This is a genomic window from Arthrobacter sp. W4I7, assembly GCF_030816215.1.
In the GTDB taxonomy this organism is placed as follows: Bacteria; Actinomycetota; Actinomycetes; order Actinomycetales; family Micrococcaceae; genus Arthrobacter; species Arthrobacter siccitolerans_A.
Genome location: NZ_JAUSXU010000001.1, coordinates 2,236,811 through 2,262,369, shown reverse-complemented (window position 1 = coordinate 2,262,369; position 25,559 = coordinate 2,236,811). Strand labels below are relative to the sequence as shown.

Annotated in this window: 17 protein-coding genes, 1 tRNA gene and 2 pseudogenes; 13 read left to right on the top strand and 7 right to left on the bottom strand. The window is 63.8% G+C overall.

Features of this window, described 5'->3' with window-relative positions; all coding sequences use genetic code 11:
* The first annotated feature begins 2 nt into the window (after positions 1 to 2).
* The 3 genes and pseudogenes from QF047_RS10480 (at position 3) to QF047_RS22335 (ending at position 4,685) form a co-directional block, all read left to right on the top strand.
* Positions 3 to 1,322, top strand: coding sequence for an MFS transporter (locus tag QF047_RS10480; protein WP_307276496.1), 1,320 nt, complete (start codon positions 3 to 5; stop codon positions 1,320 to 1,322).
* Between the two features lie 352 nt (positions 1,323 to 1,674).
* On the top strand, positions 1,675 to 2,919 hold the full coding sequence (locus tag QF047_RS10475) for a PLP-dependent aminotransferase family protein (protein WP_307276492.1): 1,245 nt from the start codon (positions 1,675 to 1,677) through the stop codon (positions 2,917 to 2,919).
* Between the two features lie 300 nt (positions 2,920 to 3,219).
* Positions 3,220 to 4,685 (top strand): annotated as a pseudogene (locus QF047_RS22335) (amino acid permease).
* 139 nt (positions 4,686 to 4,824) lie between these two features.
* Here the strand turns inward: QF047_RS22335 and QF047_RS10460 are convergent.
* A complete protein-coding gene (locus QF047_RS10460) occupies positions 4,825 to 5,859 on the bottom strand; it encodes a DUF4192 domain-containing protein (RefSeq protein WP_307276487.1) in 1,035 nt (344 codons plus the stop codon).
* A 1,560-nt stretch (positions 5,860 to 7,419) separates the two neighbouring features.
* The gene (locus QF047_RS10455; protein WP_307276484.1) at positions 7,420 to 7,821 is read right to left on the bottom strand and encodes a rhodanese-like domain-containing protein; all 402 of its coding nucleotides are present in this window, start codon (positions 7,819 to 7,821) and stop codon (positions 7,420 to 7,422) included.
* Positions 7,822 to 8,135: 314 nt separating this feature from the next.
* Here QF047_RS10455 and fdh point away from each other — a divergent pair, with 314 nt between their 5' ends.
* The 3 genes from fdh (at position 8,136) to nrfD (ending at position 13,674) form a co-directional block, all read left to right on the top strand.
* Entirely contained in the window at positions 8,136 to 11,471 is a 3,336-nt protein-coding gene (gene fdh, locus QF047_RS10450; RefSeq protein WP_307276481.1) for a formate dehydrogenase, read from the top strand.
* Positions 11,472 to 11,575: 104 nt separating this feature from the next.
* The gene (locus QF047_RS10445; RefSeq protein ID WP_307276478.1) at positions 11,576 to 12,586 is read left to right on the top strand and encodes a 4Fe-4S dicluster domain-containing protein; all 1,011 of its coding nucleotides are present in this window, start codon (positions 11,576 to 11,578) and stop codon (positions 12,584 to 12,586) included.
* Complete coding sequence (nrfD, locus tag QF047_RS10440) at positions 12,583 to 13,674, top strand: NrfD/PsrC family molybdoenzyme membrane anchor subunit (protein WP_307276475.1); 1,092 nt, start codon at positions 12,583 to 12,585, stop codon at positions 13,672 to 13,674. The genes QF047_RS10445 and nrfD overlap by 4 nt, the downstream gene beginning before the upstream one ends.
* A 15-nt stretch (positions 13,675 to 13,689) precedes the next feature.
* On the opposite strand, the gene selD is transcribed toward nrfD, so the two are convergent.
* Entirely contained in the window at positions 13,690 to 14,670 is a 981-nt protein-coding gene (selD, locus tag QF047_RS10435; protein ID WP_373427803.1) for a selenide, water dikinase SelD, read from the bottom strand.
* Positions 14,671 to 14,759: 89 nt separating this feature from the next.
* Between selD and QF047_RS10430 the strand changes: the two genes are divergently transcribed.
* From QF047_RS10430 to QF047_RS10405, 6 genes are all read left to right on the top strand, one after another.
* Positions 14,760 to 14,854 (top strand) — tRNA-Sec (locus QF047_RS10430).
* Positions 14,855 to 14,891: 37 nt separating this feature from the next.
* Positions 14,892 to 16,223 carry an L-seryl-tRNA(Sec) selenium transferase gene (gene selA, locus QF047_RS10425; protein ID WP_307276469.1) on the top strand — a complete coding sequence of 444 codons (1,332 nt, stop codon included), beginning with the start codon at positions 14,892 to 14,894 and terminating at the stop codon, positions 16,221 to 16,223.
* A gap of 2 nt (positions 16,224 to 16,225) precedes the next feature.
* The gene (gene selB, locus QF047_RS10420; RefSeq protein ID WP_307276466.1) at positions 16,226 to 18,022 is read left to right on the top strand and encodes a selenocysteine-specific translation elongation factor; all 1,797 of its coding nucleotides are present in this window, start codon (positions 16,226 to 16,228) and stop codon (positions 18,020 to 18,022) included.
* Positions 18,023 to 18,647: 625 nt separating this feature from the next.
* Positions 18,648 to 19,064: a CBS domain-containing protein gene (locus QF047_RS10415; RefSeq protein WP_306633168.1), complete on the top strand. Its 417-nt coding sequence runs from the start codon at positions 18,648 to 18,650 to the stop codon at positions 19,062 to 19,064.
* A gap of 154 nt (positions 19,065 to 19,218) precedes the next feature.
* Complete coding sequence (locus tag QF047_RS10410; protein WP_307276463.1) at positions 19,219 to 19,638, top strand: hypothetical protein; 420 nt, start codon at positions 19,219 to 19,221, stop codon at positions 19,636 to 19,638.
* A gap of 240 nt (positions 19,639 to 19,878) precedes the next feature.
* Complete coding sequence (locus tag QF047_RS10405) at positions 19,879 to 20,316, top strand: hypothetical protein (protein ID WP_307276460.1); 438 nt, start codon at positions 19,879 to 19,881, stop codon at positions 20,314 to 20,316.
* Positions 20,317 to 20,426: 110 nt separating this feature from the next.
* Here QF047_RS10405 and QF047_RS10400 read toward each other — a convergent pair whose 3' ends face one another.
* From QF047_RS10400 to QF047_RS10385, 4 genes and pseudogenes are all read right to left on the bottom strand, one after another.
* The gene (locus tag QF047_RS10400) at positions 20,427 to 21,029 is read right to left on the bottom strand and encodes a TetR/AcrR family transcriptional regulator (protein WP_307276457.1); all 603 of its coding nucleotides are present in this window, start codon (positions 21,027 to 21,029) and stop codon (positions 20,427 to 20,429) included.
* A 219-nt stretch (positions 21,030 to 21,248) separates the two neighbouring features.
* Positions 21,249 to 22,115 (bottom strand): alpha/beta fold hydrolase, encoded by an 867-nt coding sequence (locus QF047_RS10395; RefSeq protein WP_307276456.1) that lies wholly within the window; start codon positions 22,113 to 22,115, stop codon positions 21,249 to 21,251.
* Between the two features lie 50 nt (positions 22,116 to 22,165).
* Positions 22,166 to 23,164 (bottom strand): NADP-dependent oxidoreductase, encoded by a 999-nt coding sequence (locus QF047_RS10390; protein WP_307276452.1) that lies wholly within the window; start codon positions 23,162 to 23,164, stop codon positions 22,166 to 22,168.
* 295 nt (positions 23,165 to 23,459) lie between these two features.
* Positions 23,460 to 24,172: pseudogene (locus QF047_RS10385) on the bottom strand (SDR family oxidoreductase).
* 584 nt (positions 24,173 to 24,756) lie between these two features.
* Here QF047_RS10385 and QF047_RS10380 point away from each other — a divergent pair.
* Positions 24,757 to 25,506 carry a GAF and ANTAR domain-containing protein gene (locus QF047_RS10380; RefSeq protein WP_307276449.1) on the top strand — a complete coding sequence of 250 codons (750 nt, stop codon included), beginning with the start codon at positions 24,757 to 24,759 and terminating at the stop codon, positions 25,504 to 25,506.
* Positions 25,507 to 25,559 lie beyond the last annotated feature (53 nt).

Below are 25,559 nucleotides of genomic sequence, written 5' to 3'. Positions count from 1 at the left end.
CCATGACCCACGATTCAGCTTCCGCAGCCCCGGCCCTGGCCGGTCCGGTCGCCCCGGCCCGCATCAAGGCCACAAAAGAGCAGCGGCAGACCCTGCTAGCTACCGGTATGGGCAATGCCCTCGAGTGGTACGACTGGGGGATCTACTCCGCGTTTGCCATCTACTTTGCCACCGAAGTCTTCAACCCGAAGGACCCCCTCGCGGCACTGCTGGGAGCCATGGCAGTGTTCGCTGTCGGTTTCGTTGCGCGGCCGGTAGGCGGGTTGCTATTTGGCTGGATGGCAGACCATGTCGGCCGGCGGGCCTCCATGATCTCCACCGTAGGCCTGGCTTCCTTCGGTTCACTGATGATCGCCCTGGTACCGACCTACAGTGCGGCCGGCGCATGGGCTGCCGTGGTGCTGTTGACGGCACGCCTGCTGCAAGGACTCGCCCATGGAGGGGAGATGCCCTCAGCCCAGACGTACATTGCCGAGACAGCCCCCGCCGCACGCCGCGGACTATGGTCCTCGCTGATCTATTTCTCCGGGACCTCCGGCATAGTAATCGGCCTGCTCTTCGGGTACTTCCTGAATCTGATGCTGAGCAAACAGGACATGCAGGCCTGGGGCTGGCGCATCCCCTTCATCATTGGAGCTGTGCTGGGCCTATACACGCTCATCACCCGCTCACGCATGAAAGAGACTGAAACGTTCACGGCCGCCAAGGCCACCATACGCCCGCCGCTTTGGCCCGAAATCCGCAAGAACTGGCGTTCTGCCCTTCGCGTCATCGGCCTCGGGGTGGGCGCTACGGTCTGCTACTACGTCTGGTCCGTCAGTGCAGTCCAGCAGGCCGTCCTGATCCACAAAATGGACCAAGGCACAGCGCTGCTGGCGAGCGTCCTGAGCAACGTAGTCCTCATCGTCTCTCTGCCCTTCTGGGGGATGTTCTCGGACCGCTTCGGCCGGCGCGCAAACCTGATGATCGGGACCGGCGCGCCAATTATATTGTTCCCGCTGCTGGTCAACACCGTGGGCCAGAGCTTCTGGTCGCTGTTCCTCCCTGCAACCCTCATCCTGGTCCTGATGGGCTCCACATTGGCTATTTCCCCGGCCGTCTTTGCCGAGATGTTCCCCACACGTATCCGCACCGTGGGCGTGGCTGTTCCATACGCCGTAGCAGTCGCGATCTTCGGCGGAACGGCACCCTACCTGCAGAGCTGGGCAAATGCTGCCTACGGGCCGTCCGCATTCATCGCCTACGTCGTCGTACTCCTGACAATTTCCACCTTGGTGGCCTGGAAGCTACCGGAAACAAAGGGCAAGGATCTGACGAAGTAGATGACCCAAGACGTAAGGCACTAGCCCCCGCCGCACCGGAACTAGCGTTCGGTGGCATTACGCACTCCGGTATGGGTCGTGAGTTGGGCAAGTGCGGCATGGAGGAACTGGGCAACCGCAAACTGGTCAAAGCAGACCGGTAGCAGCGGGACTGCCCTGCCCTTCAACTCGATGGGTGTTCGGGCGTTTCCGGCAGAAAGGGTACTACCCTTCCAAAGAGCTTGACTGAGTCGAAGCCCCTTCCGATCATGCCGACAGAGCATGCTTACCTCTCCTTTTCGGTCTTAGACAGCATATGTGAGGGCCATCATACTGAATACAGCCCCCCACCCCCGCTTTGAAAGGAACGCTCATGCCCGTAGTCGCGGAAGTAACCGTCGAGGCAGCCCTGGCCCACCGAGTGCGGTCCGCCCGACCCTCTGAGGTGCGCAAGGTTTTCCGTGCCGCCCAGCGCCCGGGCATGATCTCGTTCGCTAACGGCGCGCCATATCTGGGTGCCCTGCCCTTTGACCAACTGGCTGCCTCCGCACAGCAGATCCTGGCGGAGACCGGTCCGGTGGCCCTTCAATATGGTGCAAGCCAGGGCCTTCCGACGCTGCGCAAGCACATCACGGCGCTGATGGAGCTGGAGGGGATCACGGCAGATCCGGATCAGGTAGTGGTCACCGCCGGCAGCCAGCAGGCCCTGGACCTGGCGGCCCGGATCCTGGTCAACCCCGGCGATGTCATGTTTGCGGAGGCGCCGTCCTACGCCGGCGGCATGGCCGTCTTCAGCGGCTACGAGGCACAAATCGTGCACATTCCCATCGACGCTGACGGCCTGATCCCTGACGAGCTCGAGCAAGCCATTGCCAAGGTCATCGCCTCGGGCCGGACCGCCAAAGGCCTGTACACCATTCCGAACTTCCAAAACCCGGGAGGCGTCAACCTCTCTGCCGAGCGCCGCCTCAGGGTCGGCCAAATTTGCCGCGACAACGGACTATTGATCTTCGAGGACAACCCGTACGGGCTGCTCGGTTTCGACGGTCAGACGCTGCCGGCCATCCAGCCCGACTTCCCGGACATCACCATGTACTTTGGCTCCTTCTCCAAAATGATCGCCCCCGGCCTGCGCCTGGGCTGGGTCCTGCCGCCCGCTTCCCTCTTCGAGCACTTCATCAACACCTCCGAAACCACGCTGCTCAACCCGCCGGTCTTCAACCAGATGCTGCTCAGCTCCTACTTGGATAACCCGGCCTGGCAGGACAAGCTGCAGGAATACCGCCGCCTATACCAGGAGAAACTCCTCACCCTGCTGGAAACCCTCGAAGACGTCATGCCCAAAGGAACCACATGGAACCGTCCCAGTGGCGGCTTCTACCTGTGGGTAACCGTTCCGGAGGGCATCGACACCGACGCCCTGGTGCACGAGTGCATTGAGCGCGGCGTCGTCTATGTTCCGGGCACGGCCTTCTACACCAACGGCAAAGGCCACAACGAACTGCGCTTGTCCTTCTGCCTACCCACGATCGACCAGATCCGCGAGGGCGGGGCCATCCTGGGCGAAGTCTTCAGCCAGGCGGCCGAGGCTGCCAAGACCAAGGGACCCGCAGCATGACCACAGGGTACTAGTTTTTCCGTCCTTCCATCCCATGATCAGCCTTGGCGAGGGATTCCCGCCCACTACAGCGAGGCGTTCGCCCACTACGCGGCCTCACAGGCCGGGAACCGGGCGGTACGTGACGGTGCCCTTGCCATGGGCTTTCACCTGATCGACTTGGTGACCTATACCCAACACCGCAGTGGGCTGTTCGCACTCTGAACGGTCCTATTCGCTGGCTTCCTACGCCAGCCCGCGTTGTCGCCCGCCTATGGCAGCCGCGGCAGAATTCTAACGACGCACAAAAGGAACACATCAATGAACCTTACCGAAGGCACTGACCCCAAAAGACCGTTGCTCGAGGCCGAAGAATCCGCAGCCTATGTTGAGCTGGCCGACGCCGGTTACCGCAAGACCATGTCCAACTTCCAGATCCAGATGATTTCCATCGGTGGCGCCATCGGCACCGGCCTTTTCCTGGGCCTGGGGTCCCGGTTGAACGCGGCGGGCCCGGCCTTGGTGCTGGCCTACGCAGCCACCGGCGCCGTAGCTTACCTGCTAATGCGCGCCATCGGTGAACTCGTCATGCACCGTCCCACCACCGGATCTTTCGTTTCCTGGTCCCGCGAGTTTTTTGGTGACCGCCTCGCCCACCTGACCGGCTGGATCATGGTGATCCTCGGTTCACTGCTGGGAATCGTCGAGGTGGCCGCCGTTGCCATCTACGTTCAGTACTGGTGGCCGGAGGTACCGGTGTGGATCCCGGCGCTGGTGGCCTGGCTCCTGATAGTGGGCTCCAATCTGTTCTCTGCACGTATGTTCGGCTTTATCGAAGTCGCCGCAAGCTCAATCAAGGTTGTAGCCATCCTGATGTTCATCGGTGCAGGGCTGCTCCTGGTCTTTTTCGGCGGATCCATGGGACTGGAATCAGAGGCCAGCGTGGCGAACCTCGTCAACGACGGCTTCTTTAACAACGGGGTGCTGGTGGTGGCCCTGGTCAGCCAAGGCGTGGTCTTCTCCTACTCCGGGGTGGAACTTTCGGCGGTGGCCGCCGGTGAGGCGAAGGAACCGCGGAAGGTCATGCCGAAGGCCATCAGGAGCATCGTCTTCCGCATCGTCGTGTTCTACATCGGCTCGGTGCTGGTCCTGTCCATGCTGCGGCCCACCAGCGATTACAGCAGCGCTGAGTCACCGTTCGTCACCGCCCTGGCAGGTTCGACCTTCCTTGGCTGGGTTCCGTGATGAACTTCGTGGTGCTCACAGCAGCGATCTCCGGTATCAACGCAACCCTCTATGCCACAGTCCGTGCCCTTCGTACCCTCGCGGCTAACGGCGAGGCGCCGGCGTTCGCGAACAAGATGACAAAGCGCGGAGTCCCTGCTGGGGCTCTATCCGGGATTGCTGGCTTCTATTTCCTGGGTGTGCTGATGACGGCCTTCTTCGGTGGCGCGTCGGTGTTCGAGGTAGCCCTCGGAGCCTGCGCGGTGTGCATCCTGGTCCTTTGGATCACCATCTTTGCCTGCCAGATACGCCTCCGCCGGCGCCAGGACACCGGCCGGCTGCCGGTGGTGGGTTTCCGCATGCCGGGTGCGCCCGTGACCGCTTGGATCGGGATTCTGGCCTTGGGCGCGGTCTTCCTGTCAATGGTGCTCCCCGGCAGCAGCGACTCCTGGTGGATGAGCCTGGTGGGAACCGCACTCCTGCTGGCAGGCATCACGGCTGGCTACGAAATCAACCGCCGCCGTCGGCCCGCCGTGGAGCGGCCGGGGGTATTGCGCCCTTAGGTGTCAGGCCGTCAGGCACTTCGCCCCGGATGTCACGCCCTGGCTGACCCGTCCCATCCTAATCAGGCCGAACACTCCGCCCGGGTGGCCGAAATCACCGGATCGGATGAGCCTTTGATCCTGCCTTCCTGGACATGCCTCAAGGCAAATCAAAGGGCAGGGTTTTGTAGGCGGTTTCTTTGTTCATGTTCCAGCCGGCGACGAGGCCGGAGCCGATCATTTGGTCGCTGAGGCGGGCGAGGCGGTAGGCGGGGTCGGTGTCGAGGGCGAGTTGGAGGAATTGGTGTGCTTTGCTTCCGCGGCCTTCCCACCAGTTGATGTAGCCGATGGCCGTCAGGACGGGTGCTGCGTGTTCGGCGCTGGTGCGGGTGTAGGCGTGCAGGAGCAGTTGTTGTGCCCACTCGATGCGTGACCACTTCGGGGGCTCTTGGGTTTGGGCGAAGAGGATCTGCTGCAGGGGTTCGTCCACCCCGGGGATGTCTGCGATGAGCCGGTCACGGATTGCCGGGAACTGCAGGTTTGCGACGAGGGCGTGGCAGTCCTCATCTGCTGGGAAGGTCTTGGACTCGAGCATGTTGGCCCAGAGTTTCCGGCCTTGCTGGAGTGCGGTGTCAGTGGGTCGTGAGGCGATGGTGTTCATGTGGTGTTCGACGGCGGCCGCTTTGGCCTCTGCCTGGTTGCTGCCCGGGAGGGTGATGCGGTCGGTGGGTTCAATGAAGCTGCCGCGGTAGATGAACTCGGCGTTGATGGCGCTGGTCTGGGTGGAGCTGACGGGCAGGGCGAGGCTGGTGCCGGGTTCGCCGTCGTAGGGGGAGAAGGTTTCGTCTCCGACGAAGAGTCCGTCGCGGATGGTGATGCCTTGTTCGGCGAGGACCCCGGTGAGCGCGGCGATGGTGCCGGCCTGGGGTCTGGACTGTCCAGGGACAGGGGTTTCGCTGGTGTAGACGGCGAAGAGGATGGAGGTGGCGGTGGTGTCGGCCGTGAGGTAGTGGGCGACGGTGCGTGCGTAGGGGAGTTCCTGCCCGGGTTGGCGGGGAAGATCGATGCGCAGGGTCGCGCCGATGCTGTTCTGATTCATGGTGATGCAGACCAGGCTTTCCTGCGGCCAGAAGCCCAGGGTGTGCCCGATGAAGCTGAGCACATCCGATGGTGTCTTGATAGTTAGCTTTTCCATGATCCCGGTTTTCCCTTCACCCGTTGTGTTGACGTGATTCCTGCGGTTGTTGGTTGTGGGCGTCGTTCTGGTAGGGGACCATCCGCTGGGCTGAGGGGCCGGAGTGCAACTTGGGGAACCGGCAACGGAGACGAAAACTTCATCCGCGGGGACTGCATTCACGATGCGTGTGCAGAAGTTTTCGTTTCCGGGGTCGGCGCGGTAGCGCCCTGGTTGCGCGGAGGACCCGCCCAGCGATCATGGGACATATCAGAATGACAAGCATCGATAGAAGTTCCACTTGTCTATCGAAGCGAAGGAACGAAGCGGCATGACTTCGGGATCAGCAATGATCCGTTCGCAGGGCGCGTCTTTCGTTATTCCGGCCCATGCTAGGTCGCTCCCGGCCGGCCGCAGAGTTCGGACGTGTTTCGGCCCGAGGGCGGTTTGATCCCTATTGGCTGGGGCGGTGCCCGCGGTGACGGGGGCCGTTTCCTTGAGAAAGGGGACGGAAGGGTGGATGCCCTCGTGGATGTCACGCCTGCCCATTAGTACGGCAGATATTTCTGCTGCGGCAGAAGCAGAATTTAGTGATTTGGTTCGCGCGGCGGCTTCGATTGCGGCGGTGGCCGTTCACGCCTCAGCACCTCGATGTCATGGCCACTGCGTTCGGAAAATGCGGTCGCTGTCGACGGTATTAGCCTTGGTTTGGCTCCTACTGGTCTCGTATCGGCTTTGATCACGTTTCGCGGATTCCCAGTGTTTTTAAGGACCCGAGTGCGGATCCATGCTTCCACTGCGTTATGGAGAAGTGATCCGAAGCCGCCTCGACCAGTGGTGTTGGCGCGATAGGAGCCAACCCCCGAAGCGGCGCTCCCAAGGGGTAGGGTGTGCCCTAGCCGACGAAGGGGTCACGATGAGCTACAAATATCGAACTGTTCGGGTTCGCGGTACCGAGCTGGTTGGAACAATTGCGAGGAAGCACGGGAGTGCGACTGAAATCTACGAAACGTCCAAAGACCTGAGCACATCAGTAGTTCCTGTGTTCTTCGAGGCAACGGGCGAGATCCGTTTTTTCGACAGGTCAGTGCTGGAGGACGTTGTGGCACCAGCCAGTTAACCCCGGTAGGCATACCCGGGCCGGCCACGCAGGCCCGGGGTGTGGGACCCATTTCAGGGGCAAATGAGGGTGTGGACAATGTCCACACTTTCGCCGTCGAAACGGGTCGCACATAGATTGCACTGCTTCGGATTCCGCATGTTTTCGCGGGTCCCCAGTGTTTTCAAGGCCCGGAATGTAGTTCGAGTCCCACCTCGGGCACAGTGTTTCCGCAGTCAAAGCTTTTTGGTCCTATTACTGTTGACAAAGCTTGAGGCGAATCTCAATTGCAGGTGAATGAGTGGGTCTTAATGTGTCCAGAGGGGGCGGTGACTTCCAACCCTGACCATGCTGCGGTCCTTGAGCCTGCTCCGTACACCGCCTGCTGAGCGTCTGTGGACCGCTGGACGTGGACTGGCAAACCGATGCACTCCGCGTCGCGCTGGATTTTGTAGCGTCCAGGACTACAACCGGGCAATTTATTAGCCGGACAGGGTGCGCAGCGCTGCCCAGGCTTGGAAACCGCCGATAAGGTCGGTCGCGCGCGTCAGTCCCAGCCGTTGCAGGGTGTGTGCAGCGAGGCTGGAACTGTAACCCTCATTGCAGACGACCACGATCCGCCGAGCGGGGTCGTCAGCGATCGAGAGCCGGTGGGGGCTGGAAGGGTCGAGCCGCCATTCGAGAACGTTTCGGTCGATGACGACCGCTCCGGGAAGATCACCGTCGCGGTCTCGCTGATCGACCGGCCGAGTGTCAATAACAAGGGCGCCCGCTGCCATCTCCCGCTCAAGATCGGAGGGGTGAACACGCTCGAGCCCGATGCGGCTCTCAAGTAGTAACCGGTTGATTGCAACACCGTCATCGGGAGTTTCGCACTGCTTCACCGTTTCCCTCGCTTTGCCTGCTGATCCGTCGGTCGTCCCATCATGGAACGTTGAGCCATTTTAGTCGCCAATGACAAGGCAATGGCGGGAATGCCTCCTGCGCGCGGGTGACCCCGAGCAGCCGTGACGGCCTCAGCCGATTGCCCGTATTCCGTCCACGGCTCCAGCGGCGGAGCCTCTTCGGAAACCCCCGGGCGGGGAACATCCGGCAGGTTGAGTCAGCTCAGGTGGCTGGTCAACGGGGCCGAATCGCGGCAATGACGCGCCCAACTTTTTTCTGTCACACCCGCCGTGCTTTGGGATATGCTCCTGAAATGGCACCGCGAAGTTTTCTTCAATGGCCGGTCATCCGGCAGCTAAGCACGGGTGACCTGCTGGGCCGCGGGCCCTCGGTCACCTCGCCGCGGACAAAGGCGATCGCACCGCGGACGTCCACGGCGGACCGCGTTGTCCAAAGTGTGTGCCCTTACTGTGCCGTTGGATGTGGACAGCGTGTCTACGTCAAGGACGAGAAGGTTATCCAGATCGAGGGCGATCCGGATTCACCCATTTCCCGCGGCCGGCTTTGCCCCAAGGGCTCTGCCAGCGAACAGTTGGTCAACTCGCCGGGCCGGCAGACCAAGGTGCTCTACCGGGCCCCGCGTTCCACCGAGTGGGAACACCTGGATCTGGTTACGGCGGTCGAGATGGTGGCGGACCGGTTCATCGAAACGCGCCGCAGGACGTGGCAGCAGGAGGATGACCAGGGCCGGCTGCTCCGGCGCACCATGGGCATTGCCTCGCTGGGCGGCGCAACCCTGGACAACGAAGAAAATTACCTGATCAAGAAGCTCTTCACCGCTGCAGGGGCGGTGCAGACCGAGAACCAGGCGCGCATATGACACTCCGCCACGGTTCCCAGTTTGGGAGCCTCGTTTGGACGCGGTGGTGCAACGCAGTCACTGCAGGACATGGCCAACGCCGACTGCATTATCATCCAGGGTTCCAACATGGCCGAGTGCCATCCCGTTGGATACCAGTGGGTGGCGGAGGCTAAAGCGCGCGGAGCGAAGGTCATCCACGTGGACCCCAGGTTCACGCGGACCTCGGCGGTCTCAGATAAGCACATTCCCATTCGTGCCGGCTCTGACGTTGTGCTCCTCGGCGCGCTCATCAACTATGTCCTCACTAATGACCTGTGGTTCAAGGAGTACGTCACTGCGTACACCAACGCTGCCACGCTGGTGCACGAGGATTACCGCGACGCCGAGGACCTGGGCGGACTGTTCTCCGGCTTCGATCCGGAGAAGCGCGCTTACGACACGTCATCGTGGGCCTATGCGGAAAAAGCTGACGGTGCGATTGATGAGCCTGGGCCCGGTTCGGAGCACGGGGCCGATGCAACGGCGCGCGCCGCCGGCCACGCTTATGGAAGTGGCGGCCCGCCCTTGGAGCATGCGGAAGTCCAGCGGGACGATACTCTCCAGGACCCGCAGACTGTCTTCCAGATCGTGAAGCGGCACTACGCCCGTTACACCGCGGAGATGGTCCAGGACATGTGCGGTATCGATGCCGCGGACTTCGAGTATCTGGCCCGCGCCATCACGGAAAACTCCGGTCGCGACCGGACCACTTGTTTCGCCTACGCCGTCGGTTGGACCCAGCACTCCCTTGGAGCGCAGTTCATCCGGGCAGCCGCTATCCTGCAGCTTCTGCTCGGAAACATGGGACGCCCCGGCGGCGGAGTCATGGCTTTGCGGGGCCATGCAAGCATCCAAGGTTCCACAGACATACCGACCCTGTTCAACCTGCTGCCCGGCTATCTGCCAATGCCCAGCGCCGGCCGCCATGACACCCTCCATGAATATCTGGCGACCATTGGGTCTAAGAAGCAGAAGGGCTATTGGGCCGACGCCGACGCCTACACCATCAGCCTGCTCAAGGCCTGGTGGGGTGACGCGGCGCGACCGGAAAACGACTGGGCCTACGACTACCTTCCGAGGTTGACCGGCGCGCACGGTACTTACGAGACAGTGATGGGGATGCTCGAGGACGAAGTTGAGGGCTACTTCCTTCTCGGACAGAATCCTGCAGTGGGTTCCGCTCACGGACGGATGCAACGCCTGGCAATGTCGCATCTGAAGTGGCTGGTAGTGCGTGATTTGAACCTCATCGAATCGGCCGCCTGGTGGAAGGACGGTCCGGAGATCGAATCCGGTGAGCTGCGCACCGAGGACATCGAGACCGAGGTGTTTTTCCTGCCGGCAGCAACCCACGTGGAAAAAGCGGGCTCCTTCACGCAGACGCAACGCCTGCTGCAGTGGCGCCACCAGGCGGTCGCACCGCCAGGGGACTGCCAAAGTGAATTGCAGTTCTTCTTTGAGCTGGGCAAGCGGATCCGGGAGAAGCTGGCCGATTCCGACGATCAGCGCGACCGTCCGCTGCTTGACCTGACCTGGGACTATCCCACGGACGAACACGGCGAGCCCGACGGAGAGGCAGTGCTTGCCGAGATCAACGGTCGCCACCTGGATGGCCCGGACGCAGGCAAACCGCTCTCGGCGTACACCGAGCTGCGCGCTGACGGCTCCACGGCGGCAGGCTGTTGGATCTATACCGGTGTGTATGCCGACGGCATCAACCATGCCGCGAACCGAAAGCCCGGCCACGAGCAGGGACCGGCGGCTCCGGAATGGGGCTGGGCGTGGCCGGCGAACCGCCGGATCCTGTACAACCGTGCGTCGGCCGATCCGGCCGGTAAACCATGGAGCGAGCGGAAGAAATACATATGGTGGGACCAGGAGCAGGGTAAATGGGTCGGCGACGACGTGCCGGACTTCCCGGTCGACCTGGCGCCGGGCAGCAAACCGGACCCCTCTGTTGGCGGCTCAGCGGCACTCAGCGGAGATGATCCCTTCATCATGCAGGCCGACGGCAAGGGCTGGTTGTTCGCGCCGAAGGGCCTGATGGACGGACCACTGCCCACCCACTACGAGGCCCAGGAATCGCCGGTGGCCAACGCGCTTTACCCGCAGCAGCAGAGCCCGGCGCGGCTGGTGTTCCCTCGCGCTGACAACCTCAGCGCGCCAAGCGCCGGTACCAGTGGCGCGGACGTCTATCCGTATGTCTTCACCACATACCGGCTCACCGAGCACCATACGGCGGGCGGAATGAGCCGCTGGTTGCCGTACCTGTCAGAGCTGCAACCGGAAATGTTCTGCGAAGTCTCGCCCGAACTGGCCGCTGAGTGCGGACTTGAACCCTACGGGTGGGCCACCATTATTTCGCCCCGCTCCGCGATCGAGGCGAAAGTGCTCGTCACTGACCGGATGCGGCCCCTGGCCATCGGCGGCCACACCGTGCATCAGATCGGGCTGCCCTACCACTGGGGCGTCGGCAGCAATGCCGTCGTCAGCGGTGACGCGGCTAACGACCTGCTGGGTGTGACGCTGGATCCCAACGTCCAGATCCAGGAATCCAAGGTGGCCTCCTGCGACATCCGTCCGGGCCGCCGGCCGCGAGGGCAGGAACTGCTTGACTTGGTTGCCGAGTACCAGGCGCGGGCCGGACTAACCATCGAAACCGGTAACCGCGCGGTCACTGACCCGGCAGCGGAAGGCGTCGATCCCGACGCCGCTAAGCGCGGCCGCGGCGACGGTAGGCCACGCTGATGAACCTGGCCGCTACCGCCATCACCGAAGCACATATTGCCCCGCCCGGACAGCCACTGCCTACAGGCAGTCTTCCGGGCACCGACCTGACGTTGGAGGACTAGATGGGCCAGTTGTCCGGACCGACCGACCCCACCGCCGACGCACACTGGGAGCACAACCATCCGCGCAAGGGGTTCTTCACCGACACCTCGATCTGCATTGGTTGCAAGGCCTGCGAAGTTGCCTGCAAGGAGTGGAACCACAACCCGCAGGATGGAAACCTGGAGTTGCTGGGGTCCTCCTACGACAACACCGGAGCGCTGGGCGCCAGCACGTGGCGGCACGTGGCATTCATTGAGCAGGGCCAGGAACGCATAGTCGAGGCGCGGGAATCAGGCCGTGCTCTGGTCAACCTGGGCATGCCGCGCATTGGTCCTCCGGCCCCGGCAGCGCCGACTGTGACGGACCTCGCGGATGCCGATACCACTCCGCCGGACACGGCAGACTTCCGGTGGCTGATGTCTTCCGACGTCTGCAAGCATTGCACGCACGCCGGATGCCTGGACGTCTGCCCCACCGGCGCCCTCTTCCGCACCGAATTCGGCACCGTCGTCGTGCAGGACGATGTCTGCAACGGCTGCGGAACGTGCGTGGCCGGGTGCCCCTTCGGGGTGATCGAGCGCCGCAGCAATGGCACGGTCAAAGTCGCCACCAGCAGGGAAGAACAACACGCCAAGCATCCCGAGGTCCCCAATGTCGGCATCGCCCAGAAGTGCACTCTGTGTTACGACCGGCTGGTGGCCGACGAGACGCCCGCGTGCGCGAAGGCATGCCCGACGACGTCCATCAAGTTCGGCGACCACGATGACATGGTGCACACGGCCCGGGAGCGCGTCGCCACCCTGCACGCGCAGGGCATGACCGAAGCGAGGCTTTACGGCGCGAACGAGAACGACGGCGTCGGCGGAACCGGATCGGTCTTCCTGCTGCTTGACGAGCCCGAGGTGTACGGGCTCCCGCCGGACCCGCGCGTACCCACAGCCGATCTGCCCCGGATGTACCGGCGCGCAGGCATGGCGGTAGCGGGCATGGCCGCAGCCGCTGCTCTGGCTTTCCTGGGAGGACGGGCGTGACCCTTTCAGAGTTCGACAGCTTCCGGCCAGCCGAACCTGCCCGCCGTCGCAGGCAGGACGGCAAACGTGCCCCAGGCCGCCGCCGGAACAACGGCGACGGCTCCCGCGAAATGCCCATGGTGCCGGACCCGGAATTCACCTCTTACTACGGCCGTCCTGTAGTGAAGCCCGCGCCGTGGGGTGATGATGTTGCCATCTACCTGTTCCTGGGCGGCGTGGCCGCCGGTTCGGCCCTGCTTGGCCTCGGCGGGCAGCTGACCGGACGGCCGACGCTGCGCCGGAATGCCCGTCTGGGCGCTTTGGCAGCGGTGAGCGCCGGTGCTGTTGCTTTGGTCAAGGACCTGGGCCGGCCGGAACGTTTCCTGCATATGCTGCGGACCTTCAAGGTGACCTCGCCGATGAGTGTGGGCTCGTGGATTCTCAGCGCCTTCAGCGCCGGTGCGGGCGTCTCGGCGGTGGCGGAAATCGATCGGATGAGCGGGGCGCGGCTGCCGCTGGGACCCCTGCGCAAGGTGCTGCAGGCTGTCGAAGGACCGGCAGGCGTTGAGGCTGCGTTATTTGCCGGACCACTGGCGGCGTACACGGCGGTGCTGCTTGGCGACACCGCAACACCCACGTGGAATGCCGCGCACGAGGAGCTGCCTTTCGTTTTCGTGAGTTCGGCGTGCCTTGCCTCTGCCGGGCTCGCCATGGTCACCACACCGGTCCGCGAGACGGGTCCTGCCCGGAACCTGGCGGTGCTCGGCGTATTGGGTGACGTAGCCGCCATGAAGGTGATGGAGCACCGGATGGACCCTGTAGCAGCGGAACCGCTGCACCAGGGCAAAGCAGGTGCCATGCTGAAATGGAGCGAGCGATTAGCGGTCGCCGGCGGTTTGGGCACACTCCTGGGTGGTCGCAACCGTCTCGCCGCTGCGGCTTCGGGACTGGCTTTGCTGGCCGCTTCGGCCCTGACCCGCTTCGGCGTGTTCGAGGCCGGCCTGGCCTCTGCCAGGGATCCGCGGTACACCATCGAACCCCAGAAGAGCCGGCTCGCGGCGCGCCGTGCAGCCGGCGTTACCGGCGACGCGATCACTACAGGCAGCTGACCGAACCGCCAGGTTTCAGCGGATTTCGATGCCCCGCCCCGCAGTGGTGTGGCCAATGACGGGGTGCCCGGGCAACTCGCCGACCACCAGCAGGCCGCCTGAGGTCTGGGCATCGGCCAGAAGCAGCAGATCGTCTTCGGTAACGCCCGGTGCGGCCTCTATGTGCGGCCGCACCCAGTCGAGATTGCGCCGTGTCCCGCCGGAAACGAAGCTATCCCGCAGCGCTTCCCGCGCCCCGGCAATCAGCGGTACGGCGTTCAGATCGATCACTGCGCCCACTTCCGAGGCACGGACCATCTTGTAGAGATGTCCAAGCAGGCCGAAACCGGTCACGTCCGTCGCTGCCCGGACGCCGGCGGACACCGCGGCTTCGGCGGCGTCGCGATTAAGGCTTGCCATTGTCTCTACCGCCTCGGCGAACACCTCACCGGTTTTTTTGTGCCGGTTATTGAGGAGTCCGACGCCGATCGGCTTGGTGAGCGTGATGGGCAAGCCGGGCTGTGCGGCGTCGTTGCGGAGCAACCGGTCGGGATGGGCGACGCCGGTGACCGCCATGCCGTATTTCGGCTCCGGATCGGCAATGGAGTGCCCGCCGAGTACGGGGCAGGCCGCCTCAGACGCCACACTCAGCCCGCCGCGGAGGACTTCGGTCATCAGCTCCAGCGGCAGGACATCCCGGGGCCATCCGACGAGGTTGATGGCGGTGACCGGACGGCCGCCCATCGCGTAGATGTCCGAGAGGGCGTTGGCTGCCGCGATCCGGCCCCAGTCGAAGGCGTTGTCAACGACAGGAGTGAAGAAGTCGGCGGTGGTCAGTACCGCCAGGTCGTCGCGCACCAGGACTGCTGCCGCGTCGTCACCATTGTCAAGACCGACCAGCACGTCCGCGCCGGGTTGGCCGATGAGGCCGCGGACTGCCTCTTCGAGCTCGCCGGGCGGAATTTTGCAGGCGCAGCCCCCGCCGTGGGCATAGTCGGTGAGTCGGTAGGCACCCACGGGAACGGACGAGGTTTGCAGGATTGACGTTCCAGCATCATTCACCCGCTTAGCGTACCCCTGCAGGCAAGCCTGCTATATTGGGGCGCGGTGGCGTCCGGGTCCTGGTGGGCCCCCCGGTCTTCAAAACCGGTGCGGCTGAGTATCTCGGCCTGGCGGGTTCGATTCCCGTCCGCCACCGCCAACCACCGGCAGGCCGATGCCGCGAAATGAGGAGGGCTGTGGACAAGGTTGATCCTCGCCGCCTGATTCCTCGCACGAATGACCTGCTGGCACTGCCCGCCGTCCGCGAGGCCCGGATGCGGCTGAGCGAGCACGTCATCCGCGAACTCGTCCGGCACGTCCAGGAACAGGCCCGGCGTGGTGAGCTCCCGCCCGGCCAGGTGGAACCAACGGTGCTCGCCGCCGTCGCTGGCCGTCAGGCAACAACCCTGCGCCCGGTATTGAACGCCACCGGCGTCATCGTCCATACAAACCTTGGGCGGGCACCTCTTTCCGCTGGCGCCGTCGAAGCTCTTGTCGCAGCCAGCGGCTACGTTGACGTGGAGCTGGACCTGGCAGATGGAAGCCGCTCCCGTCGCGGTGCCGGGGCCGGGGCCGCCCTGCTCGCCGCCTGTCCCGCCGCCGAAGACGCCCTGGTGGTCAACAACGGAGCTGCGGCGCTGGTACTGGCCACCACAGCCCTTGCTGCCGGCCGGGAGGTGGTGGTGAGCCGTGGCGAACTCGTTGAGATCGGTGCCGGCTTTCGGTTGACCGACCTGATGGAGTCCACAGGGGCAAGGCTTCGGGAGGTGGGCACCACCAATCGGACACATCTGCATGACTATGCCGGAGCCCTGGGGCCGGATACGGGCTGCGTACTGAAGGTCCATCCGAGCAACTTCCGGGTGGACGGATTCACTTCCGCTGTGCCGGTGCACGAGCTGAGCGCGCTCACCCAGGCAAACGGAGTACCACTTGTGGCTGACCTGGGCAGCGGACTGCTGGCACCCGACCCGCACCTCCCTGATGAACCTGACGTTGCCTCAGCCTTGGCGGGCGGGGCCGACGTCGTCATCGCCAGCGGCGACAAGCTGCTGGGCGGACCCCAGGCAGGTTTGCTTCTTGGCCGCAAGGAGATCATCACCCGGTTGGCCCGCCACCCGCTCGCCCGTGCCGTCCGTGCCGACAAACTCGCCCTCGCCGCCCTGGAGGCGACCGTCGCGGGCGGACCGCCGCCCGTCGTGCAGGCGCTGCACGCCGACGTCGGACAATTACGGCGCCGCACCGACCGGCTCGCCGAAGCCCTCGGCGTACCCGTGGTGCCGCATGACGGCAGGGTAGGCGGCGGGGGTGCCCCCGGAGTGCCCCTCCCGGGGTGGGCGCTCCGGCTCCCAGAGGGACTCGCGCGTCCTTTGCGTGCCGGCGACCCCGCCGTGCTGCCGCGAGTTCACGACGGCTCGTGCCTGATCGATCTGCGCTGCGTGCCCGAAGGGGACGACGACCGGGTCCTCGAGGCGGTGCGGCAGGCACTGGCAAACCTCGAGGTTGCGGACGCAGGCAGGGCGGGCTGACGGTGCACGTCGTTGCCACGGCCGGACACGTCGATTCGGGCAAGAGTACCCTGGTCCGGGCCCTTACCGGTATGGAGCCGGACCGCTGGGAGGAAGAACGGCGCCGCGGGCTGACCATTGACTTGGGTTATGCGTGGACCACGTTGCCGTCCGGACGGGACGTTGCGTTCGTTGATGTTCCTGGCCACGAGCGTTTCCTGGGCAACATGCTTGCTGGAATCGGCCCGGCGCCGGTGGTCTGCTTCGTCGTCGCCGCTGACGAGGGCTGGCAGGCGCAGTCTAGCGATCACCGGGACGCTGTCGCTGCGCTGGGCATTGAACACGGCGTCGTAGTCCTCAGCCGTATGGACCGGGCATCCGGGCAGCGGGTTGCAGACGTGTTGGCCCGGACGCGCACAGAGCTGGCCGGGACTGGCCTGAGGGACGCCCCCGCAGTTGCGGTTTCCGCCATAGACGGTACCGGACTGGCCGAGCTGCGTGCCGCGCTCGACGGCGTCCTGGCCCACGTGCCTTCTCCCACCACCGATGGGCGGGTCCGGTTGTGGGTGGACCGCTCGTTCACGATCACCGGTGCCGGAACTGTGGTGACCGGAACGCTGGCAGCGGGGTCGATCATCCAGGGGGACGGGCTGAGCCTGCTCGGTCACTTTGGTTCCCGGCCCGTCGTCGTCCGTGGCCTGCAAAGCCGAGACACCTCGTACACCTCCGTAGGTCCCGTCAGCCGTGTGGCACTAAACCTTCGTGACGTTTCCGCCGCTGACGTCCGCCGCGGGGACGCACTGTTGACCCCGGATGCCTGGCCCATCACGGGGGTCGTTGGCATCCAGCGGACGACGGGCGTGGCCTATACGGATGTGCCGGAGCAACTGATGGTGCATGTTGGCACTGCATCTGTACCGGCCCGGCTGCGTCCTTTCGGTGCGGACCACGCCCGGCTGGTCCTTGACCGGCGCCTGCCGCTCGTTCTCGGGGACCGGCTGGTGCTGCGTGACCCGGGGAGCCGCTCGGTGCTGGGCGGCGCACGTATCCTCGACGCCGACCCTCCGGCCTTGCGGCGGCGCGGCGACGGCGCCCAGTGGGCGGAGCGGCTTGCCGGCATGGACCCCTCAGGCGACGTCCTCAGTGAAGTAGCAGCCCGCGGGGCGGTGCAGGTAGAACATCTCCGCCGGCTCGGGCTGCTGTCCGGGCACGACGCGCAGGCGCCCGCCGGCGTGCGGGTGCTCGATGATTGGTGGGTGCACACTCCTGTCCTTGAAGGATGGCAGCATCAGCTGCGCAATGCAGTTCAGGCACTGCAGAAGCGAGACCCTTTGGCCCCAGGCCTTTCCATGGGGGCCGCCCGGGATCTCCTTAAACTGCCTGACGAGAAGTTGCTGTCCCACGTTGTCCGCGGGGCAGCTGTGGAACAGGATGGTGGCTACTTCCGGCTGCCTGGCAGCCGGAGCAACCTTGGTGCCATCGAGCCGGCAATTGCAGAATTGGAGCGCAGGCTGCGCGCCGATGCATTCCAGGCTCCGGAAGCCGACGAGCTGGCGACGTTGGGCTTGGGCGCGCGGGAGCTGGCCGCCGCCGAACGCACGGGGCGCTTGCTTCGGTTGCGTGACGGGGTGGTGCTGCTGCCTTCGGCGCCGGCCCTTGCGATGCGCACCCTCGCCAGCTTGGAGCAGCCCTTCACCACAAGCCAGGCACGTCAGGCACTGGGCACAACACGCCGGATTGCGGTTCCGCTGCTGGAGCACCTGGATTCGCGCGGCTGGACTCAGCGCCTGGATGCAGGTCACCGTACGGTGGTGCGTTGACCCTGCGGATACGGGTGGAAGGGTGCTCCAGGCTCGACCTGATGAATGCGAGCGGCATGACTTAGCAAGCTATGTGGGGGGCGCTTCAGTGCGGCGGCTTTGTCAGCCACGTCAGGCTGATGTTCGTCAACGGTGGGCTCGAGCCGGTACCGAGGGCTCGGGGCGGGGAGACTTGGCGTGGAATATTCCGCGTCCGTGTTCCTGCACCAATGCCGACGGCGAAACCCAAAAGAAGCACAGCATCGCGTGCTCCTGTCCGGGCCTTCACATTGCAGCACTCAGTGGACCGTTTCAGTGCATTTCGGGTCTGTCGTGACCACGCGCACGGATCTACACTGAAGCATTCCGCGATGCCTGCGGGCTGGCGCTGCTGAACGGGTTACCGAAGGTCAAGGACGTATCGGGAAGGGCCGGCGATGGGCAGTGCGTGTTCCTGTTTGGCGCAATCGCGGCTCGACTGGTCTGCCACGGCGCGTACTCAATGGCCCGTTCACGGTACGGAAAGTTCTAAGGGCCGTGCCGAAACCGAGTCAGCGGCCGGCCGGCAAATTAGGAGGAAGTCGTAGGAATCAAAGAGACCAGGAACTTCACACCCCCACACCCGCTCAACACTAAGGAGAAAGCCATGGCCACAGCACGGGACATCATGACCGGCGGAGTCGAATGCGTCGGTGAGAACGAAACGCTGGAAGCAGCGGCACGAAAGATGAAGGAACTGGACGTCGGCGCACTGCCCATATGCGGCGAGGACAACCGGCTCAAGGGCATGATCACGGACCGGGACATCGTCATAAAATGCTTCGCCGAAGGCGGCGATCCACGTACTGCAAAGGCCGGGGATTTTGGCCAGGGTAAGCCGGTGACCGTTGGTGCGGACGATTCCATCGAAGAAGTGATCAGGACCATGGGGGAGCATCAGGTGCGCCGGCTGCCGGTAATTGACGGGCATGACCTGGTGGGCATCATCAGCCAGGCAGATGTGGCGCGCAACTACCCGGAGGACAGGGTCGGGGAACTCGTCGAACTCATCTCCTTCTACTGAGCGGGCCAGATTCCGGCGCGGAAGGCAGTGCCGGCGCGAGTGGCTCTGCCTTCCGTGACCACGGACCCAGTCGGCAAGGAACCTTTTTGGATAAGGGGAGGCGGGCTGGCCTTCGTTATGCTCTTCATTCCGGTTGCGGCGCTAGAGAGGATCGATGATGAAAGTCCTGGCCTCAGTCTCGCTGGTGCAGCTCATTGTCCAACTTGCGGGAGCGCGCAAAGCTCTCCGCGACCAGATCCCGTACGACCTTCCCCTTATGCAAGGGAAGACGGAGAACGTCACGCGCGATCTGTGGACCATCGGCAGCAGACTGTCCGCCCCGGCGCCTTTGCTCGCCGCCCAGGCGGCGGGAATCGTTCTGCTGTTGGTCCGGCCGCGGCCCTGGCTGCGTCAGGCGATTGGGTGTCTCGGCGCCGTCTACATCCCTGGCATCCTGTCAGAGCGCGTCACTCGGGAGTCGTTCCGGCACCCAAACAGGGAGATCACCCCGCTCACGGCCTCGGCACTTGGCCTCTCTCTTGCCATGGCGTTGCTCGGTCTGGCCGGACGAAAGCCACGCACTTCCCCAGGATAAGGGCGTTATGGTCTTGCCCTCCCTTGCCCGTCAAGGGCCCAACTCCATACCATGCGAAGCTTCATGCGATTAGTCGAAGCCCTTGTCCAACTGGATCTGAGGCAGGCGCTGCGGCTGCCCAAATTCCACCACCTCTGCTTATAAGGCGGCAAGGGTGACCGGCGGCGAGGCGTTGAGCTCTGGCGGTCGGGACTTCAGCTAACTAGGCTCTCAAGCATCACCCGCCTAGTAAGGGGATTCATGATGAAACTGAGCCACATCCCTCTCCGCCTCGCCACTGGAGCGTTCATTCTGAATGCCGGCTATAGCAAGCGGAATCTGGACGAGGACACTGCCGCACAAATGCAAGGCATGGGGGCCAAGGTTTACCCACAGCTCACCCGGATGGAACCAGAGGCGTTCGGGAAGTTGCTCAGCTACGCCGAGATCACTTTGGGCGCGATCCTTCTCGCACCGTTCGTGCCGAGCCGTCTTGCCGGGCTGGGCCTTGGCATCTTCTCGGCCTCCCTTCTCACCATGTACCGAAGAATCCCGGAAATGACTCTGGAAGACGGGATCCGGCCCAGCCAGCAAGGCACCGCACTGGCAAAGGACGTCTGGATGCTCGGGATTGCCGCCGCGCTGATCCTTGACCGGACGCCCGCAAAGGGGTCATCCCGGAAGGTGCTGAAGGTATAGCAGCCATCCGCTGCCACCAGTGGGACATACCCGCGGTGCCCCAGGCGTTCGCACTTGCCAAAGGGGCGATCCCTGGCCGGTGGACCTCGTCGAGGTTCTTGCTGGAGGAGTTAGTGGGGCACCAGCAGGCTGACTTGGGACCTGATGTCCTGCACAATGGCGTCGGTACTCGAGGCGGCGTTCACGGTCGCTGCCATGCTGACGAACATGATCGCCGAGACGATGCGTGCCGTCGTTGCGGCGTCACCGGCACCTCCCAGCCCGTCCCTGCCAAGGACGGCAGCGATGGCCTCCTCGGTCTGCGCGACGATGGAGAGGGCCTCGGTGTGGTGCGGCTCTGTCGGGTCCCCGAAGACCATCTCCCGGAGGTATGTGCGTCCGTTGTCGACTTGGGTCCGGTTGCACTCCACGATTGGCCGCACTAGGGCCATCACTGCATCCAGTGCATCCGGAGTGGTCTCGGCATCCGCCCGGCCCCGCTCGAGGGCTTCGGCGTAGTGCGCGTTCTGGACGAGCAGGAGGAGTTCACCTTTGGTCTTTGCGTAGAGGAACAGGGTTCCGGTGCCGATGTCGGCCTTGTCGGCGATTTGCTGGGTTGTAACGTCCTCGACCCCGTGTTCGGCGAACAGCTCACTCGCTGCGGCGGTGATGCGGTCGAGTTTCTGTTGTTTGTTCCGCTCGCGCCGTCCGAGCGGCTGGGACGTGACAGGCATGGGGTTCCCTCCGGACTTAAACTGACTCGACTCAGTAATGAGTATAACGATTAATGCGTTCCCGAGTTCCTCCCGCGGTTTCTTCTTTTGTTCTTGGTGGGGGAGGGCCCAGGCCTGGCCTGTGAGCGGGCTTTACCTCGTAGATGTGGATTGCGGAAGCCAACGGCATCGTTGACGGTGTGGTGCCCGTGGGTGCCTTCCTGCCGGAAGCTGGACTGGTCACTGAGCGAGGAATTCGACGGCGGCTGGGGCGAACTTGGCGTGATACTGGAAGATGCCGCCGTGACCGGAGTCGGGGTAGATGATCAGGTCGGATCCCTTGATACGTCGATGGAGGTCCTCGGAGAGCACGGAGGGAACCATGCGGTCGTTGTCCCCGTTGGCGATAAGGGTTGGGTGCGTGAGCGTGGACAGGTCCGCCGGGGCGGAGCGACCGAACTTCTGGATCGCCTTCAGCTGCGTCTGGAATGCACGGGTGCTGATCGGCTTGTCACGGTCGACCGTGCGCTCCTTGAGGCGGTTGATGAACGCTTTCGCTGCGGGTTTGCCCGTGGTGTTGCGGTTAAAGAACAGGAATTCCTTGGGGTCCGACCTCGTAAGGGTTGCGCGGAAAATGTCCCAGTAGGTGGTGCCAACGACCCTGTCGATGTCCTTGCCTCCCCGCGGGCCGGTTCCGGTCAGCACGAGCTTGCGGAGGAGGTTCGGATGCTTGAGGGCGAGGTCCTGGGCGATCATGCCGCCCAGGGAGAACGCGAAGATATCGATTTTGCCGAACCCGAGGGCGTTGATGAAGGTGTACGCGTCGTCGGCCATTGCCTCGATGCTGTGGGGAACATTCCCGCTGGAAGCGCCGACGCCGGGCTGGTCGAAGGTGATGACGTGGCGGTTCTTGGCAATGGGGTCGATGATCCGGGGATCCCAGTTATCCATGGTGGCGGCGAGGTGAACGAAAAACACGACCGGAATGCCTCCCTTGGGCCCCAGCTCACGGTAGGCAAAGGTAACGCCTCCGGCGGTGATGGCGCTGGCAGGTGCATTCGCGTATGAGGTGACGACGAATTCGTTCGGTGTGTTGGTGTTGTCCATGACGGTTCTTCTTCTGTCTGGTTTATGGGATGGAAAAGGTGCGGGCGGGTTCAGTGGGTCAGCGCGACCACTGCCTTTCCGCGGATACCGCCCAAGGCCAGGGACTGCAGCGCCTCCGGGGTCTGGTCGAAGGTGAAGACCCTTCCTACGGTTGCGCGCAGGACGCCGTCGTCGACGAGGGCACTGATCTGCCGCAGTTGGTCGCCGCTGGCGCGCATGAAGAGGAACTCGTAGCTGACGCCGAGCTTCCTCGCCTGCCGCCGGATCTTGCTGCTGAGCACGGTGATCGCCAGGCGCAACACAGGATTCAGGCCGGCTTCGCGGGCGAATGCCGGATCGGGCGGGCCGGAGATCCCAATCGCCTTCCCGCCGGGCTTGAGGACGCGCAGTGACTTCTGCAGGTTCTCCCCGCCGAGGCTGTCGAGCACCAAGTCGTAACCGCTGAGGAGCTGCTCGAAGTCCTGGGTGCGGTAGTCGATCACGATGTCCGCGCCGAGGTCCCGCACGAAGCCGGCGTTGGAGTTGCTCGCGGTGGTTGCAACGGTGGCGCCGAGGTGCTTGGCGAGCTGGATGGCGATCGAGCCGACTCCGCCGGCGCCGGCGTGAATAAGGACCTTCTGCCCCGGGCGCAGGTTGCCCCGCTCGACGAGGGCCTGCCAGGCGGTCAGCGCCACGAGTGGCAGCGAGCCGGCCTCCTCCATGCTGGCCGACGCGGGCTTCAGCGCAAGGTCCTCATCAGCGACGGCGATGCGCTCGGCGAACGTGCCGATGCGGTCTTTGTCAGGACGGCCGTAAACCTCATCACCCGGCTTGAACCCTCGCACCTTGGACCCAACCTGCAGGACGGTGCCGGCGACGTCGTTGCCGAGGATCAGCTGGAGCTTGTAGGGAAGGATTTGCTTGAACTCACCCAACCGGATCTTCTCGTCCAACTGGTTCAAGCCCGCCGCTTGAACCTGCACGAGCACGTCCCGTTCACCGACGGCCGGCTCGGCGACCTCCGCTTCGCGCAAGGGATGCTTGTACTGGGTGACGACGAACGCTCGCATGCGTGATGCTCCTTCAGTGAGGGGGTGGTTACCGGTCGCTGCCGTGGTGCAGGCTTCTCCCGGCGGGGCCATCTGAGTCGGTGCGGGAGGGTATCCATGCACTCGTTGCTTGGACCAACAGATTTTTGATCTAACTCAATTATGACTGCACTCAGATATTTGTCAATGGGAGTTCCTGGCTTTGTGCGCGAAGCGCGTAAACCGTGGCGCCACCTGCTCCGGCTCGCCCATTTCGGTTGGTTGATTCCGGGCTCGTAATGCCGTGGTCATCATGGCCGCGGCACTATCGTTTTTCTCAGGCTTTGTTGTGCGTCAGTTGCGGGTAGACGGCCTCGATGGGGCTGCTGAGTCCGGCCTTGAGCTGCACGGATGTCTCGTCAGCGAGAACTTCGTACTCGCCGGATTCGACGGCGTCCATCACGGTGCGTACGAGTTCAGCCGGGTCCATCTTGGGATCGGTTGCATGCGCGGCCATGGCCGTGTCGACGTACCCGACGTGGACGCCTACGACGTGCACCCGTCCGGGGCGAGTTCCAGGCGTAGAGAGTTGGTGGCTGACCAGAGGGCGGCCTTGGAGGCGCTGTAGATGCCACCAACGGCGTACCAGCTCATCGCGGAGTGGATGTCGATAATTACTGATTCATCTTTCGCAGACAGGATTGGTGCGAAGGCGCGGGCGAGGAACAGCGGGCCGAGGAAGTTCGTTTCGACGTTGGTCCGGATTTCCGCGTCGGTGTGGGTGAGGATGCCCGGGCTTGCCACGGAGGCTCCGGCATTGTTGATCAGCACTGTGACGTCCCCGGCGGCGTCGATGGCTGCCTGGATGGAGGCGGAGTCGGTGACGTCGAGGGTGAGCGGGACGATGCGGGCGTCTTCCCAGGTGCGCGGGGTGCGGGCGGTGGCATAGACCTTGCTCGCACCCCGGGCGAGGGCGTCGTGGACGAAGTGGGTTCCGATGCCGCCGTTTGCGCCGGTGACGAGGACGACTGCTCCATTAATTGAGGGCATTTTGTTGGTCTTTCTTGTTACAGGACTACATCCCCGCCGGTCGGCGCGGATGGTGGTGATGCGTCTTAGCGGCTGCCCGTCCCTGGCTCGCAGTGGAGCGGGCACGGCGGGCGGCCTGAGGGGTTTCGTCGAACGTGGGCAAGGGACGGGTAGGCCGGTCTCTTTGCATCCGAAGTGTTAGAGCATTATTTCCGCGCAGGGCTGCGGGGAATAGTGATAACACTCATAACTGAGTGCAATCAGATAGTATTCCAGGGAAAGCAAAGATTTTGCCCACGGCCTCGAAGTGCAATGTGAGGATCCTGTCCAGCTCGGCGCAGTTCTTCGCCTCCTGTTCCAGGACCTGCAAATTAGAGTACGGCCGCGGCGATGATGCTGCGGGCTTCGGGTCCACTGCTGGCTACCGGACGAGTCGCACGGTGTGCCATCATGGCGCGGGCCCGACGCCCAACCTGTGGGAGAAGGGTAGGTTCTTCTTCTGCCGGGTACTGAATCTTGCCGTAGGCTGGGAGGGAAACGTCCGGAAGTGGGCGTCTTCACGCGGCGCTGTCTTTCTGCCGTTGAAGACTCCCTAAGGACGCGCAATGGACGCTATACCCCCCCCGGCAGAACTGCAGGATGGAATCGCCTCGCGGCTCCAGGACATGGTCCTGGAAACTTCGGACGCTGAGGAGTTCTTCCAGGAACTGGCCGTCTTCTCCGCGTCCCTCCTCTCTCCACCCAATTCGAAGGTGCACTGCAATGTCACCGTGGTGCGCAGGAAAAAACCTGTCACGGTAGCATGCAGCAGCGCCACGGCACGGGTGATGGACGAACTCCAGTACGCCTTCGGCGACGGGCCTTGCCTGACCGCCATGCGCACCGGTACCACCGTCTACGTCCCCGACGTTTCGCGCGAACACCGCTGGCCGGAATACATCCGCGCCGTCGCCAAACAGGGAGTCCAATCGATCCTCGGTGTGCCCCTGCGGCTGGAGGGAGAATCCACCGCTGCTTTGAACATCTACTCTTCGCGGCCATACGGAATAACGGGGGAGGACATTGCCCGCGCGGAGCTGTTCGGTGAACAATCCGCCAAGACCCTCCGGCTGGAGCTGCGCCTGACACGACTGCAGGAAGCGAAGGACAACCTGGAAGCGGCGATGAAGAACCGGACAGCCATCGATATTGCAGTAGGCGTGATCATGGGCCATAACCGATGCAGTCAGGACGCCGCCTTCACCATACTGAGGAAAGCGTCCAATTCCCGCAACGCCAAACTCCATGACATAGCAGCGGGAGTCATCGCATCCATCTCACCTGAGGCGAGTTTGCACACATACTTCGATGAATGACGTGATTTGGCGCCCGAAACGTATCGACCGTCCACCGCTTCGCAAAATCGGCG